Origin of the sequence: Amycolatopsis sp. NBC_00438 (assembly GCF_036026695.1) — a bacterium.
Classification (GTDB): domain Bacteria; phylum Actinomycetota; class Actinomycetes; order Mycobacteriales; family Pseudonocardiaceae; genus Amycolatopsis.
Window position 1 is genome coordinate 6,405,384 of the sequence record NZ_CP107923.1, and the last position, 14,608, is coordinate 6,419,991.

Here is a 14,608-nt window from a genome sequence, read left to right on the forward strand (position 1 = left end):
TTTCCGTCAGCTCAGCGCGGGCGCGACCTGCGAGGCGAACAGGTCGATGCCGGCGCGGTCGTACGCGGCTTCCGGGAAGTTGAAGATCGCGTAGGACATGCCGAGCTCGCCCATCGCGGCGAGCTTCTCGGTGACCTGCTCGGGCGTGCCGGTGGTCGGGCTGTTCACGAAGTTGCCGTACCAGCGCTCCGCGGCGTCTCCCGGGACGTACTTGCCGAGGTGGGACTTGAGCCAGGCCAGCTTGTCCTGGACGTCCTTTTCGGTTTCCCCGAGCACGACATTGTGGTTGACCGAGCGGACGATCGCGTCGAAGTCGGTCCCGACGTCCTTGCAGTGCTGCGCGAGGATCTCCGACTTCCGGGTGAACGTCTCGGCGTCGCCGCCGAAGTTCGTGTACTTCGCGTACTTGGCCGCGATCTTCAGCGTCTTCTTCTCACCGCCGCCGGCGATCCACAGCGGGATCCCGCCCTCCTGCGGCGGCAACGGACGCAGGATCGCGCCGTCGGTCCGGTAGTGCTTGCCGTCCAGTGTGGACTTCCCGGTGGTCCAGAGGTCCCGCATGATCTGAACGCCTTCGTCGAGCTGCCCGAGCCGCTCACCGGCGCCCGGGAAGCCGTAGCCGTAGGCCCGCCACTCGTGCTCGTACCAGCCGGCCCCGATCCCCATCTCGACGCGCCCGCCGGCGATGGTGTCGGCGGTCGCGGCGACCTTCGCCAGGTAGGCGGGGTTGCGGTAGCCCATGCAGGTGCACATCTGCCCGAGCCGCACGGTCTCGGTCGCGGCGGCGAACGCCGAGATCAGCGACCAGGCCTCGTGCGTGGCCTCCTCGGTCGGCACCGGCACGGTGTGGAAGTGGTCGTAGACCCAGATCGATTCGAAGGGCCCGGCCTCCGCGTGTTTCGCGAGGCCGAGCATGGTCTTCCAGTGGTCCGCGGGCTCGATGCCGGCGAGGTCGATCCGCCAGCCCTGCGGGATGAAGAGTCCGAAGCGCATACCCCCAACCTAACCCGCGGCACGCCCGGGCGCGGCGTGGTTTTCGGCGCTGCCCAGCTGGAGTTGCTCCAGGTCAGCGGCAGGCTTTCCCGGTGCGGGCGAGAAAGCCGTGAAGGACTCCTTACCGGCTCTTACGGCCGGGAAGGGGGCCTTCACGGCTTTCCTCAGGCCAGGATGACCCGGGCCAGCTCCGCGGACGTCGCCAGCAGGCCGTGCTTCGGCAGCACTCGCACCGTGTAACCGATCGCGCCCGGCTGGGGCAGCTTCAGCCGCGCCGCGAACGCGCCGATGCCGTCGCCCTCCATCGGGACCGTGACCGGGTCGCGCAGCTCGTCGTCGTCGCCGACCTTGCCGACCACCGCCTGGATGTCCACTTCGGACGGTTCCAGGCCGGCCAGGTCGATGCGCGCGCGGATCGTCACGTCGGTGCCCACCACCAGCGGCTCGGTCGCCTCGACCTGCAGCTCCGAGTCGAAGATCTTCACCCGCGGCCAGGACACCTCGATCTTGGTGCGGTAGTCCGCCAGCGACAACGCCCCGCGGTAGCCGTCGCCGGTGGCCGCGGCGACCGTGCGGGACGCCGGGAGGTAACCGTGGTCGACGTACTCGCGGACCATCCGGGACGCCTGCACCCGCGGGCCGAGCGTCTCCAGCGTGTGCCACACCATCGACAGCCAGCCGGTGGGCACACCGTCGGCGGAGCGGTTGTAGAACAGCGGGCCGATCTGCTGGCCGAGCAGGTCGTACAGGGCCGCGGCCTCGAGGTCGTCGCGGCGCAGCGGGTCGGCGACGCCGTCCGCGGTCGGGATCGCCCAGCCGTTGCTGCCGTCGTAGCACTCGTCCCACCAGCCGTCGCGGATGGAGAGGTTGAGCCCGCCGTTGAGCGCCGACTTCATCCCCGACGTCCCGCACGCCTCCAGCGGCCGCACCGGGTTGTTCAGCCAGACGTCGCAGCCGCGGTAGAGGTAGCGCGCCATCGACATGTCGTAGTCCGGCAGGAAGACGATCCGGTGCCGGACGTCCGCGCCGTCGACGAACCGGACGATCTGCTGGATCAGCTGCTTGCCGTTCTCGTCGGCCGGGTGCGACTTCCCGGCGACGACGACCTGGATCGGCCGGCGCTCGTCGAGCAGCAGTGTCCGCAGCCGCTCGGAGTCGCGCAGCATCAGGGTGAGCCGCTTGTACGTCGGGACTCGGCGGGCGAACCCGACGGTCAGCACGTCCGGGTCGAACACCGAGTCCACCCAGCCCAGCTCCAGCGGCGACGCGCCGCGCTGCAGCCACGCCGCGCGCACGCGGCGTCGCACCTCGAAGACGAGCTTCTCGCGCAGCTCGCGCCGCAGCCCCCACAGCTGGGCGTCCGAAACGCCCTCGCGCAGCGGCTTGTCGCCGGAGTCGAGGCCCCACTCACGGCCGAGCAGCGTGCTCAGCTCGCGCGCCACCCACGTCGGGCCGTGGACGCCGTTGGTCACCGACGAGATCGGTACCTCGTCGTGGTCGAAGCCGGGCCACAGCCGGGAGAACATCTTGCGCGTGACGCGGCCGTGCAGCTGGGAGACGCCGTTCGCGCGCTGCGCCAGCCGCAGGCCCATGTGCGCCATGTTGAACAGCCCGGGGTTGTCCTCGGCGCCGAGGGCGAGCACCCGCCGCGGGTCGATGTCGGGCACCAGGCGCCCGTCATTGAAGTAGCGCTGCACCAGGTCCACCGGGAACCGGTCGATGCCCGCGCTGACCGGGGTGTGCGTGGTGAACAGGGTGCCGGCGCGGACCGCGGGCATGGCCTCGTCGAACGCGAGGCCGTCGGCCTGCACGATCTCGCGGGCCCGCTCCAGCCCGAGGAACCCGGCGTGGCCTTCGTTCGTGTGGAACACCATCGGCTGCGGGTGGCCGGTGATCTCGCAGTACTTGCGGACGGCGCGGAAACCGCCGATCCCGGCCAGGATCTCCTGCCGCAGCCGATGGTCGGCGTCGCCGCCGTAGAGCCGGTCGGTGACGCCGCGCAGGTCGTCGTCGTTGGCCTCGGTGTCCGTGTCGAGCAGCAGCAGCGGCACCCGGCCGACGCGGGCCCGCCAGATCTGCGCGCACAGCTCGCGCCCGCCCGGCATCGCGACGCCGATCAGCACCGGCCGGCCACCCACGGTCAGCAGTTCGAGCGGGAACGCGTTCGGGTCGATCACCGGGTAGTGCTCGACCTGCCAGCCGTCGAGCGAGAGCGACTGCCGGAAGTAGCCGTTGCGGTAGAGCAGCCCGACGCCGATCATCGGCACGCCCAGGTCGGACGCGGCCTTGAGGTGGTCGCCGGCGAGCACGCCGAGGCCGCCGGAGTAGTTCGGCAGGGCTTCGGTGACGCCGAACTCCATCGAGAAGTAGGCGACCGCCGGCGGCAGCTCGGCGTCGTCACGCTGCTGGTACCAGCGCGGCTCGGACAGGTAGTTCTCCAGGTCGGCGGCGGCGACGCGGGCGCGTTCGAGGAAGTCTTCGTCGACCGCGAGCTCGTCGAGGCGGGCCGGCGGCAGCGCGGTGAGCATCCGCAGCGGGTCGCGCACGGCGTTGAACAGCTCGGCGTCCATCGACGCGAAGAGGTCGCGCGTCGGCGGGTGCCACGTCCAGCGCAGGTTGGTGGCCAGCGCGCCGAGGCCGGAAAGGGACTTCGGGAGGCTGGCGCGAACGGTGAACCGGCGGACTGCACGCATGGACAGCGACGATATCGGGCCGCCCCGCGCGCTGCTCGGGGAGTACTTCGGGGATTACGCGCACACGCCCTGTTAGCCCTGGGTATGGTCCTGCTCGTCGGGTACGGGCGTGGTGGGAGTGGAACGAGTGAAGATGATCCGAGGGGGACGCGGGCTGGTCGCCTTGCTCGCGATCGCGGCGGTCGCCGTGAGCGGGTGCAGCGGCAAGAGCGGTGGCTCCGGGCCGGTCGCGGACACCGGCGCCGGCTCGGTCGCCGGGCTGCCGGTGACGCACTTCGAAAGCGGCCTCAAGTCCGACGCGCCGACACCGAGCCTCGACGTCCGCAACGCCGACGGCGGTGAGGACGACAAGCTCGCCACCGCCGCGATCGACGACGTCCAGACGTACTGGGGCGAGATGCTGCCGTCGGACTTCGGCGTGCAGTTCGAGCCGGTGAAGTCACTGCTGTCCTACGACGCGAACACCGACACCGAGGAAACCGGCTGCGGCAGCGTCAAGAAGCTCGTGAACGCGTTCTACTGCCCGACCGACGACTCGGTGGCGTGGGACCGCGGCGTGCTGCTGCCGATGCTGCGCAAGCGGTTCGGCCCGATGTCGGTGGTCGTCGTGCTCGCGCACGAGTTCGGCCACGCCGTCCAGTACCGCCTCGGCGACAAGGCCGGGATCACCAAGAGCACCCCGACCGTGGTGAAGGAGCAACAGGCCGACTGCTTCGCCGGCGGCTACTTCCGCTGGGTCGCCGAGAACAAGAGCAAGTACTACCAGGTGTCGACGTCCGAGGGCCTGAACCAGGTGATGGCGTCGATGTTCCTGATCCGCGACCAGGCGGGCACCAGCGCCGCCGACCGCGGCGCGCACGGCACCGCGTTCGACCGCACGTTCGCGTTCCAGGCCGGGTTCGAGAAGGGCCCGAAGGAGTGCGCGGCGATGAACACCGACAACGTCAAGGCCCGGCTCACCGAGCGCCCGTTCGACAAGGGCGACAAGGGCAAGGGCGACGCGAAGTTCAACGACCAGGCCGTCGAGCTGCTGAAGAAGAGCCTCGACGAGGCCTTCAAGGGCGCGGGCGTCGCGGCGCCGGAGATCAACGACGGCGGCAGCTGCTCGACGACGGCACCGGCGTCCTACTGCCCGGACGACAACACGGTGAGCATCGACCTGGCGAAGCTGGCCGAACTGGCCCAGCCGATCGACCGTGAGGCCGAGATGAAGGGCGAGGACCCGGGCGGCATGGGCGACTTCGCCGCGTTCTCCGAGGTCGCGTCCCGGTACGCGCTGGGCATCCAGAAGGGCGTCGGCGCGTCGATCGACAACCCGAACGCCGGCCTGCGCACGTCGTGCCTGGTGGGAGCGTGGGCGGCGTTCACGAACCGCCCGGGCGACCTGCGCCTGTCGGCGGGCGACCTCGACGAGGCGATCGCGGACCTGCTGCAGCCGGAGAGCCTGGTCTCGGCGGACGTCAACGGCAAGCGCCCGGACAGCGGTTTCGACCGGGTCGAGTCGCTGCGTCGCGGGTATCTCGAAGGCTCGTCGGTCTGCTCGAAGCAGTACGGCTGATCTCCGGCTACGCGCGAAAGGCCCCCACCGGGAGGTGGGGGCCTTTTTGTGTTCGGGGCCAGTGGGGTTCCGGCGCGAACGGGCCACTCGCGCTCGTTTCGGAGTGAACGGTCCTTTCGCGCTCGTCACGCGAGGGGACGAACGGTCCACTCGCGCCCCCACCGGCACGAACGGTCCACTCGCCCCTCAACCGGAACGAACAGATCTCTCACGCACCTGCCCGAACGGACCGGACCACTCGCGCGCACCTACGCGACGGCCGCCTCGCGCCCGGCCACCGCGTACGAAAGACTCCCCACGGCGAGGTGGGCTTTCGTGTCCAGGCCAGTCGGGTTTCGACACGAACGGGCCGCTCGCGCTCGTTGCGGTACGAACGGTCCTTTCGCGCTCGTCGCGCGAGGGCACGAACGGTCCACTCGCGCCCCACCCGCACGAACAGACCACTCACGCGCACCTACGCGACGGCCACCACGCGCACGAAAGGCCCCCACCGCGAGGTGGGGGCCTTTCGCGTGACGCTCCAGCCGAACGCCGTGAGGGGCACCCTCAGGGACATAAGAGCCAGGAGGGTGCCCCTCACGGCATCGGCTCAGAAGAGAGCGGAAGCCAGGTCGCGGCGTGCCTTCATGACGCGGTCGTCGGCCGGGTCGAAGAGGTCGAACAGGGCCACCAGGTGCTCGCGGGCCTTGTTGCGGTCGTCGCCCGCGGTGCGGCGGACCACGTCGATCAGGCGCTTGAAGCTCGCCTCGACGTCGTTCTCCGCGATGTCCAGGTCGGCCGCCGCGAGCTGGGCGTCCAGGTCGGCCGGGTCGGCGTCGGCCTTCGTGCGGGCGTCCGGGTCCGCGGCCTCCGCTCGCGCCGTGAACTTGACCTGGGCCAGGGCGTTCTTCGCCAGCTCGTTGGCCGGTTCGACGTCGAGGATGCGCTCGTAGGCAGCCTGCGCGGCGGCGAAGTCGCCCCGCTCGAAGGCCTCCTCCGCCTCGGTGAAGCGCGGGTCCTCCGGCTCCTCGACCGGGCCGCCGCCGTTGGCCTCCGCCTCGCGGATCGCCGGCAGCTTGTCGCGCAGGGCGTCGAGCAGCGCGTTGATCCACTTGCGGATCTCGGGCTCGGGCAGCGCGCCGGAGAACGCGTCCACCGGCTGGCCGCCGCCGATGGCGACGATCGTCGGGATCGACTGCGCGCCGAACAGCTGCGCGATCCGCGGGTTGGCGTCGACGTCGACCTTCGCGACGATCCAGGCGCCGCCGGACTCGCCGGCCAGCCGCTCCAGCACCGGGGACAGCTGCTTGCACGGGCCGCACCACTCGGCCCACAGGTCGACGATCACCAGCTGGTGCAGGGACCGCTCCACGACGTCGGTCTGGAACGTCGCCTCGGTGACATCGATCACGGCCCCGGACGACGGGGCGGGCGGGGGTGCGTCACCCTCCGGGCCGGGGCCGCTCGCGGGCGGGGCCGGCGGCCGGCGCGCCGTTTCGGCACGGGCCTTGAGCGCGGACAGGTCGACCGCGCCGGAAAGGGCGGCGGACAGGGCCGCTGACTTCGCTGCAGATCCGCGTGGTTGTGTCACGGTTCCATCCTGGCACGCGCGCCGGAGTGTTTCACCGGGTGCCCGGCACGTCCGCTTGGCAGGACGCCGTGGCTGGGGCAGGCTCGGCCGCGTGCACATCCGGCGGGACGTCAAAGTGGGGCTTTCGATCGCCGCCGCCGTCCTCTGGATCGGCGCGGTGACGTTGCTGATCGTGCACCAGCCGGACCCGGGCGCGGCCTCCCCCGTCGAGCTGCGCGACCGCCTGGCCACGGCGCTCGCCGCGCACGATTCGGACGCCCTCGCCGGCCTGCTCGACTACCCCGGCTCCGGCGCTGACGACTTCGCCAAGGACTACGTCGCGGTCCTGGCCGGCAACGGCGTCCACAACGTCACGGTCGGCCTGACCCCGGACGAGCGCGAGCCGACCCGCGCGACGGTCGAGGGTGTCCTCGCCGACGGCCGGCCGTTCAGCTACCCGCTGACGGTGACGACCGACGAAGGCCGCTGGACGGTCGCCTTCACCCCGCCGCTCCCGTAAGCCCGTCGTGAGTGTTTAGGGCGGTTAGAACCGCCCTGAACACTCACGAGCCGTCGCGGAGGTGGGCTTCGATCCGGTCCACCTTGGCCTCGAGCTGGCCTTCGAAGCCGGGCCGGATGTCGGCCTTCAGGACGAGCCCGACGCGCGCCGAGCCCGTCCCCGCGGCCTCGACCGCGCGCTTGACGACGTCCATCACCTCGTCCCACTCGCCTTCGACGTTGGTGAACATGGCGTTGGTCGAGTTGGGCAGCCCGGACTCGCGGACCACCTTCACCGCGCGGGCGACGGCTTCGCTGACTCCGCCGTCCGGCTCCCCGCCGGACGGGCTGACACTGAACGCGACGATCATGCTCGGAAGTCCCTTCTTCGGTGCTCTTTCCGCCGGTCGGGCGACACGCGCCGGTACCCGCTGGTAACTTCGCGTGTCATGAACCGTCCGCTGCCGTTCGACCCGATCGCCCGCGCGGCACAGCTTTGGGAGGCCCGGATCGGGCCCTCCGGCACCATGGCCGCGGTCACCGGCGTGATGCGGGTCCAGCAGATCATCCAGTCCGCGGTGGACGGCGCGCTCAAGCCGCACGGCCTGACCTTCGCCCGGTACGAAGCGCTGGTGCTGCTCACCTTCGCCCGCAGCGCCAGCCTGCCGATGCGGGTGATGGGCGAGCGGCTCCAGCTGCACCCCACCAGTGTCACCAACATAGTCGACCGGCTGGAGCGCGACGGGCTCGTGAAGCGCGTCCCGCACCCGACCGACCGCCGCACGACGCTGGTGGAGATCACCGACGAGGGCCGCAAGCGCCGCGAGACGGCGACCGCGGCGGTCACCGAGATCGACTTCGGGCTCAACGGGCTGACCGAACGCCAGACGGAGCAGCTCACCGACCTGCTGACGAAGGTCCGCCGCGCGACCGGGGACTTCACCGAGTAGCCGTTCGGATACGAGAAAGGCCCGCGTCGACGACGCGGGCCTTTCTCACGTACTGGGAATCAGGCGGCGACGGGCTCCCGCACCTGGAACAGGCCGACACCGCCGTGGGTCAGCCGCTGCGGGCCGTCGAGCTTGCCGTTGCGCAGCGCCCACTTCTCGAACAGCCAGGTGAACAGCGGCGGGATGCTCGCGAGCAGCGCGAGGACCAGCGTCTTCGGGCGCCAGCCGAGCGGCTTCGCCACGGACAGGGAGACGACCACGTACAGGACGAAGATCACGCCGTGCACCATGCCGATGACGGGCACGCCGCCCTCACCGGAGGAGTGCACGACGTACTTGAGGAACATCCCGACAAGCAGCGCGGCCCAGGAAAGGGCTTCGGCGACTGCGGCCACGCGGAACACTAGAGCGGCCTTGCTGGACACTTCTTCCTCCTGTGGGGTCTCACCACTTTGTTCCTGACACAGAAAAGCCGCCCGACACACCATCCAAAGCGGACTGCCTCGGACGTCAACGGCGTTGTCGGACGTGCTGGTACCCAGTGTGAGGCGTGACGGCGCTCACCGGAACACCGGGGCCCGTGACCCTGCTCACGAACGTGGCCCGGGCACCGGTCCATTGTGGTCCGGACCACGTTCGTGAGCGGCGCTATCTAGTCAGAACACGGGGAAATCGGTGCTGCGGACGGCGAAGTGCCCCACGTCGCCTTCGCGGCATCCGTGGTGAGACCGAAGTCCAGCGTCGTGCCACTCTTCAGCTGCTCGAAACCGACGTAAACCTTGTCACTGCGCTTCGAGCCGACCTCGAGGCCCGAGATGTACTGCAGCTTCGAGCCGTCGGCGCCGCGCGCCTTGATGGTGACGTCGCGCCCGTTCTCCAGGTGCAGCGCGGACCGCTCGAACCGCGGCGCGTTGAGCACGAAGTTCCCAGTCCCTGGGACGGCCGGGTAGAGCCCGAGCGCGCTGAAGACGTACCAGGCCGACATCGTGCCGAGGTCGTCGTTGCCGGTGACGCCGTTGGGCGCGTTCGTGAACAGCGTGTGCGCGGCCCGCACGACCCCGGACGTCTTCGCCGGCTGCCCGGTGAGCGCGTACATCCACGGCGAGTGCAGGTCGGGCTCGTTGTTCGGGTTGTAGCGGAACTGGTCGTAGTAGTCGTACGGGCCGACCACCCAGTTCTCGCGGACGGCCGCCGCCGGGTCCTTCACCAGCTCGTCGTAGGCGAAGAAGTCGTCCAGGCGCTTGCCGGTGGCCGCCGGGCCGCCCATCCGCTGGACCAGGCCGGGGACGTCCTGCTGGACCAGCCACTGGTACTGCCAGGCCGTGCCCTCGTGGAAGCCGTCCTGGCTCTGCGGGCTGTACGGCCCGGTGGCGGGGGTGAACCAGTCACCGCCCGCGACCTTCGGCCGGAAGAAGCCGGTGAAGCCGCGGTCGGTCTGCGACGCGTCCCAGAGCGTCCGGTAGGTCCGGGCCTGCTCCGACAGCGCCGCCGCGTCGGACTTCTTGCCGAGCGCCGCCGCCATGACCGACAGGGAGCAGTCGCCGAGCGCGTACTCGAGGGTGGCCGACGCGCCGTGGTTCGGGTCGGTGTCCTGCCACTTCTTCGGGAAGTCCGGGTCGTACTGGACGAACCCGTCCTGCTGGTAGCTCGCGTTGCCCGAGCGGCCCTGGAACGGCGACGACGCGGGCGGGATTCGCGTCGAGTTCTGCAGCAACGCCTGGTAGGCACGCATCTCGTTGCCCGACAGCGCGCCGAACCGCCAGAGGTCCACCAGGAACGGCGTGACCGGGTCACCGGTCATCGTGTTCGTCTCCTGGCTGGCGTACGCCCACCGCGGCAGCCAGCCGCCCTGGTCGTGGATGGCCAGGATGCTCTTGGCGATGTCCTTCGCGCGGTCCGGCCGCAGCAGCGCCAGGAGCTGGTTCTGCGTGCGGTAGGTGTCCCACAGCGAGAAGAAGTCGTAGTACGTCCAGCCGACCGCGCGGTGGACCTTCTTGTCGAAGCCGTAGTAGCGGCCGTCGGCGTCGTTGGCGGTCAGGGGCTGCAGCAGCGTGTGGTAGAGCGAGGTGTAGAACACGGTCCGGTCGTCGGTCGTGCCGCCCTTGATGTCCACACTGGACAGTTCCCGCCGCCAGGTGCGCTGGGCGTCGGCCTTCGCCGCGTCGAACGACCGGATGTGCTCGGCGGCCAGGTTGCCCCGCGCGCCCTGCGCGTCGACCTGGGAGATCGCGGTGGTCGCGGTGACCTGGCTCGAGCCGCCGAACGTCAGCCACGCGCCGCGCAGGCCCGCGCCACCGCTCGACTCCTTGCTGCCCGGAGTGCCGCCGGCCGGCGACCACGTGCCGGACGCCTTGAACGGCTTGTCGAACTTCGTCGTGAAGTACGTCGTGTAGGACTTGCCGCCGCAGAACGCCTGCGACTCCACGGTGCCTTCGACGGTCCGGTCGTCGACGACGCGGATGCTGCTGCCGGTCACCGGTTCCTTGTCGTTGGCCTGCCCGACGTTGACGAAGACGTTGTTGTCACCGGGTTTCGTGAAGGTGTACCGCTCGGCGCCGGCCCGGGTCGCCGCCGTCGTCTCGACGTCGACGCCGCCGTAGCCGGTCAGGTGGACCTTGTAGTAGCCGGGCTTGCCGACCTCGCCGTCGTGGGTGAACGGCGCCGCGTACTTCGTCTGGTCGAAGGTCGCGGGCTTGGTCGTGTCGAACGCCTTGCCGGGCCCGATCTCACCGGTCGTCGGCAGCGTCGAGACCAGGCCGCCCTGTTCCCAGCAACCCGCGCCGGACAGGAAGAAGTGCCCGAAACCGCGGATCGCGGTGTCGGTGTAGCGGTAGCCGGCGTAGTGCGAGGTGATGGGGCTGACCTGCGTCATCCCGAACGGCGCCGACGCGCCGGGGAACGTGTTGCCCTCGTCCTGCGTGCCGATGAACGTGTTGACGGCGTCGAGCGCGTCCCCGCCGGCCGCTTCCGCGACCACCGGACTCACCCCCGTCGCCACGACGGCGAGCGTCAACGCGCCCGCCAAGACCTTGCTCCTCATCGAGCTTCCTCCCTGAAACGACGAAAGCCGTGAAGGCCTCCTTACCGGCCATAAGAGCCGGTAAGGAGGCCTTCACGGACAACAACAACTGCTAACCGATGGCGATGGCGAAGACGTGCAGCACGCCGCCGCTGACGTTGGACGGCAGCGTCACGCTGGCCACCGTCTTGCCCGCGTCGAGGGTGATCGGCGCCGTGCCGAAGATCATCGTGCGGATCTGCTGCGGGTCGCTGCCCGCGGCGTTGCGGTACGGCGTCGACAGCACGATCCGGTTGCCGAACGACGGCTGCGCGCCGCCGCCCCCGAGCGTCCAGTCGGACGTCCCGATCGTGGCGGTCGACTTGCTGCCGTCGGTGTAGGTGATGGTCAGCGTGCCCTGCGCGTTGCCGTTCGAGCCGGCGCCGAGCAGCGCGAGCCGGGTGCCCGTGCCGGTGACATTGACCGTCTGGCCGTTCGCGACCGCGTTGTCGGGGTCGCCGGCCGGGAACGACGGCCAGGTGAACTTGATGCCGTCACTGGTCACCGTGCCGCCCGGGGTGGCGCCGGCCGCGGCCAGCGCGTCGGCCGAGTAGCTCCAGCCGCCGCCGTCGAAGTTGGCCGCCGACGAGTCGGAGTCCGGCGAGATGCCCGCGTTGTTCACGGTGGCCAGCCAGCTGTTCGGCTGCGCGACCAGCACCGTGAGCACCGCTTGCGTCGAAGCCACACCCGGCGCCGAGAACGTCACCGGGATGCGGCGGGCACCGTCGGCCAGCCCCGCCGGCACCGAAACCGTCAGGTCGGCGTGCGCCTTGCCACCGGCCGGGACGGCGATGCTGCCCGACGCCGGCGTCAGCGTGATCCCGTCGACGCTGCCCGCGGTGTAGGTCCAGGTCCGGGCGGTCCCGGAGAGGTCCTGGACGCCCACCGAAGCCTGCGACGTCGACCCGGCGGGCGTCACCGCGCGGGCCGGGTCCACAAAGGACAGGCTCGGCTTCTCCTGCTCGCGGAACGACGGCGGCGCGTCGGCCGCGGCGCTGCCCCACGAGGTAGCCGTGGCGGAGCGGGTGTAGTCGAGCGTGCCGCCGCTGGAGATCAGCGACTCCGGCAGCCACGCCTTCGCGGCCGCGCCGCCGTTGACCTTCAGGCTGCCCACGTAGTCACCGGTGCCCGGCGCGTTGATCGTGATCTTCTTGCCCGCGCCGGTGGTGAGCACGGTGTGCTCGAAGCGCGGGGTGACGAGCAGCGTCTCGGCGCGGCCCGGGATCTCCGGGTAGATGCCCAGCGCGGACCAGACGTACCAGGCCGACATCTGGCCGAGGTCGTCGTTGCCGATCAGCCCTTCGGGATTCGGGTTGTACAGCTCGTCCATCGAGCGGTGCACGATCGACTGGGTCTTGGCCGGAGCGCCCGCGTAGGAGTAGACGTACGGCGCGTTGGAGTTCGGCTCGTTGCCCATGAAGGCGTACGGCTCCTGCGTGCCCGCGTTCAGCTTCGTGAAGAAGGTGTCCAGCCGGGACTGCGTCGCCGCGGGACCGCCGAACGCCGTCACGACGCCGCCGAGGTCGTAGGGCACCATCCACTCGTACTGCGCGCCGTTGCCCTCGACCCAGCCCTGCGAGCTGGCGGGGTCGTAGGTGCCGGCGAACGAGCCGTCCGCGTTGCGCGGCTGCAGGTGACCGGTGCCCGGGTTGTAGAGGTTCTGCCAGTTCTGCGCGCGCTTCATGAACGTCGTATATGTCGCGTTGTCCCCGAGCCGCTTGGCGAACTCGGCGATGGAGAAGTCGGCGCTGGTGTACTCGAGCGTGTCCGCGCCGGCGCCCGGCACGTAGCCGAGCTTCTGGTAGTCCTCCAGGCCCGGCCGCTCGGTGTAACCCTGCGTCGGCTGGGTGGCGCCCTTGATCATGAGCAGCAACGCCTTCTGGGCGTCGAAGTCGCGCGCGCCGAACGCGTACGCGCTGGAGACGATGATGTGGTACGGGTCGCCGTTCATCACGCCGGTGTAGTCGTTGGCCACCGTCCAGCGGTCCCACGACCCGCCCTGCTCGGCGTAGGCCATCATCGACCGGACGATGTCCGAGGTCTCCTTCGGGTCGATCGTCGCCAGGAGCGGGACCTCCGAGCGGTAGATGTCCCAGCCGGAGAAGTTCGTGTACATCGCGTGGCCCTTGTCGGACTTGTGGATCCGCCCGTCGAAGCCCGGGTACTGACCGTCCACATCGGAGAAGACGTTCGGCTGGATCAGCGAGTGGTACAGCGAGGTGTAGAACGTCGTCATATCGGCGTCCGAGCCACCGGAGACGGCGATCTTGCCGAGCTGGTCGTTCCACGCCTTGCGCGCGGCCGCGGCCACGGTGTCGAACGACTTCTTGGTGTTCTCGGCCTTGAGGTTGGCCTTCGCGCCGTCGACGGACACAAAGGACAGTCCGACCTGGACGTTCACCTGCGCGCCGTTGAGGTTCGCGAAGGTGACGTACCCGCCGCTGCCCGGGCCGGACACGGTGGTGTCCTGCTGCTTGGCCTTGGCCGGGCGCGCGATCGAGGCGTTGACGCCGTTGGGCTGCGCGACCTTCGCCTTGGCGCCACCGGTTTCGGCGGACTTGCCCGGCGTCACGGCGCCGTTCTTCCAGGTGCCGATCGACTCGAACGGCGTGTCAAACTTGGCCGAGAAGTAGACCCGGTAGCTGTTCTGCGCGCCGCAGAAGCGGCCGCTGGTGGCCCAGCCGCTGATGGTGTCCTTGCCGATGGTGATCGACGCGTCGTCGGTGCCGTTGACCGAGCCGGAGGTGTTGACCAGCAGCGTCGAGGACGCGCCGGCCGGGTAGGTCAGCCGCGCGGAGCCGGTGCGCTGGGTCGCGCTCAGCTCGACCTTGGCGCCGCTGTCGAGGGTGACGTCGTAGGCGCCGGCCGTCGCGTGTTCGTTGGCGTGCGAGAACTTCGACGTGTAGTGCCCGGGATCGGTCGCCGGGGACGACGACACCTCACCAACGTACGGAATGAACGGAATGTCCTGATAGGTCGAACAGCCCGCACCCGACAGGTGCGTCAGGCTGAAGCCGTTGAGCGCGTTGTCGTCGTAGAAGTACCCGCCGGGCTGGGACTTCACGGTGTCCGGGCTCCACTGGACCATGCCGAACGGCGCGACCGCGCCCGGGAACGTGTTGCCGGCGCCACCGCCGGTGCCGTGGTCCTCGCCGCCGGGGCGGGTGCCGACGAAGGGGTTGACCCACTTCGCGAAATCGGTCGCGGGGGCCGCCGCGGCGGGCATCGCGGGAGCCACCGCAGCCGTCACCGCCAGGGCTAACAAGATCGAACCGGCTCTCCAGCGCGCTCGCGCCATCGCCATCGCCT

At 70.2% G+C, this 14,608-nt stretch carries 10 protein-coding genes; 3 read left to right on the forward strand and 7 right to left on the reverse strand.

Translation table 11 applies throughout. The features are described from left to right. Positions 1-6: 6 nt before the first annotated feature. Positions 7-993: an LLM class F420-dependent oxidoreductase gene (locus OG494_RS28640; protein ID WP_328443897.1), complete on the reverse strand. Its 987-nt coding sequence runs from the start codon at positions 991-993 to the stop codon at positions 7-9. Between the two features lie 164 nt (positions 994-1,157). After that, a complete protein-coding gene (gene glgP, locus OG494_RS28645) occupies positions 1,158-3,686 on the reverse strand; it encodes an alpha-glucan family phosphorylase (protein ID WP_328443899.1) in 2,529 nt (842 codons plus the stop codon). A 133-nt stretch (positions 3,687-3,819) separates the two neighbouring features. Here glgP and OG494_RS28650 point away from each other — a divergent pair, with 133 nt between their 5' ends. Continuing rightward, positions 3,820-5,244, forward strand: a complete 1,425-nt coding sequence (locus OG494_RS28650; RefSeq protein ID WP_328443901.1) for a neutral zinc metallopeptidase — start codon at positions 3,820-3,822, stop codon at positions 5,242-5,244. Positions 5,245-5,833: 589 nt separating this feature from the next. Here OG494_RS28650 and OG494_RS28655 read toward each other — a convergent pair. Beyond that, on the reverse strand, positions 5,834-6,814 hold the full coding sequence (locus tag OG494_RS28655) for a tetratricopeptide repeat protein (protein WP_326955499.1): 981 nt from the start codon (positions 6,812-6,814) through the stop codon (positions 5,834-5,836). A gap of 91 nt (positions 6,815-6,905) precedes the next feature. Here OG494_RS28655 and OG494_RS28660 point away from each other — a divergent pair, with 91 nt between their 5' ends. Next, positions 6,906-7,313, forward strand: a complete 408-nt coding sequence (locus OG494_RS28660) for a hypothetical protein (protein ID WP_328443909.1) — start codon at positions 6,906-6,908, stop codon at positions 7,311-7,313. Between the two features lie 43 nt (positions 7,314-7,356). On the opposite strand, the gene OG494_RS28665 is transcribed toward OG494_RS28660, so the two are convergent. Continuing rightward, positions 7,357-7,662, reverse strand: coding sequence for a thiamine-binding protein (locus tag OG494_RS28665; RefSeq protein WP_328443911.1), 306 nt, complete (start codon positions 7,660-7,662; stop codon positions 7,357-7,359). 78 nt (positions 7,663-7,740) lie between these two features. On the opposite strand from OG494_RS28665, the gene OG494_RS28670 reads away from it, so the two are divergent. Beyond that, a complete protein-coding gene (locus OG494_RS28670; protein ID WP_328443912.1) occupies positions 7,741-8,241 on the forward strand; it encodes a MarR family winged helix-turn-helix transcriptional regulator in 501 nt (166 codons plus the stop codon). 59 nt (positions 8,242-8,300) lie between these two features. On the opposite strand, the gene OG494_RS28675 is transcribed toward OG494_RS28670, so the two are convergent. The 3 genes from OG494_RS28675 to OG494_RS28685 all read right to left on the reverse strand — a co-directional run bounded on the left by OG494_RS28675 (position 8,301) and on the right by OG494_RS28685 (position 14,597). Beyond that, positions 8,301-8,666: a DUF3817 domain-containing protein gene (locus OG494_RS28675; RefSeq protein ID WP_247061728.1), complete on the reverse strand. Its 366-nt coding sequence runs from the start codon at positions 8,664-8,666 to the stop codon at positions 8,301-8,303. A 227-nt stretch (positions 8,667-8,893) separates the two neighbouring features. After that, positions 8,894-11,281 (reverse strand): GH92 family glycosyl hydrolase, encoded by a 2,388-nt coding sequence (locus OG494_RS28680; RefSeq protein WP_328443913.1) that lies wholly within the window; start codon positions 11,279-11,281, stop codon positions 8,894-8,896. A gap of 91 nt (positions 11,282-11,372) precedes the next feature. After that, positions 11,373-14,597, reverse strand: a complete 3,225-nt coding sequence (locus OG494_RS28685; protein WP_328459051.1) for a GH92 family glycosyl hydrolase — start codon at positions 14,595-14,597, stop codon at positions 11,373-11,375. Positions 14,598-14,608 lie beyond the last annotated feature (11 nt).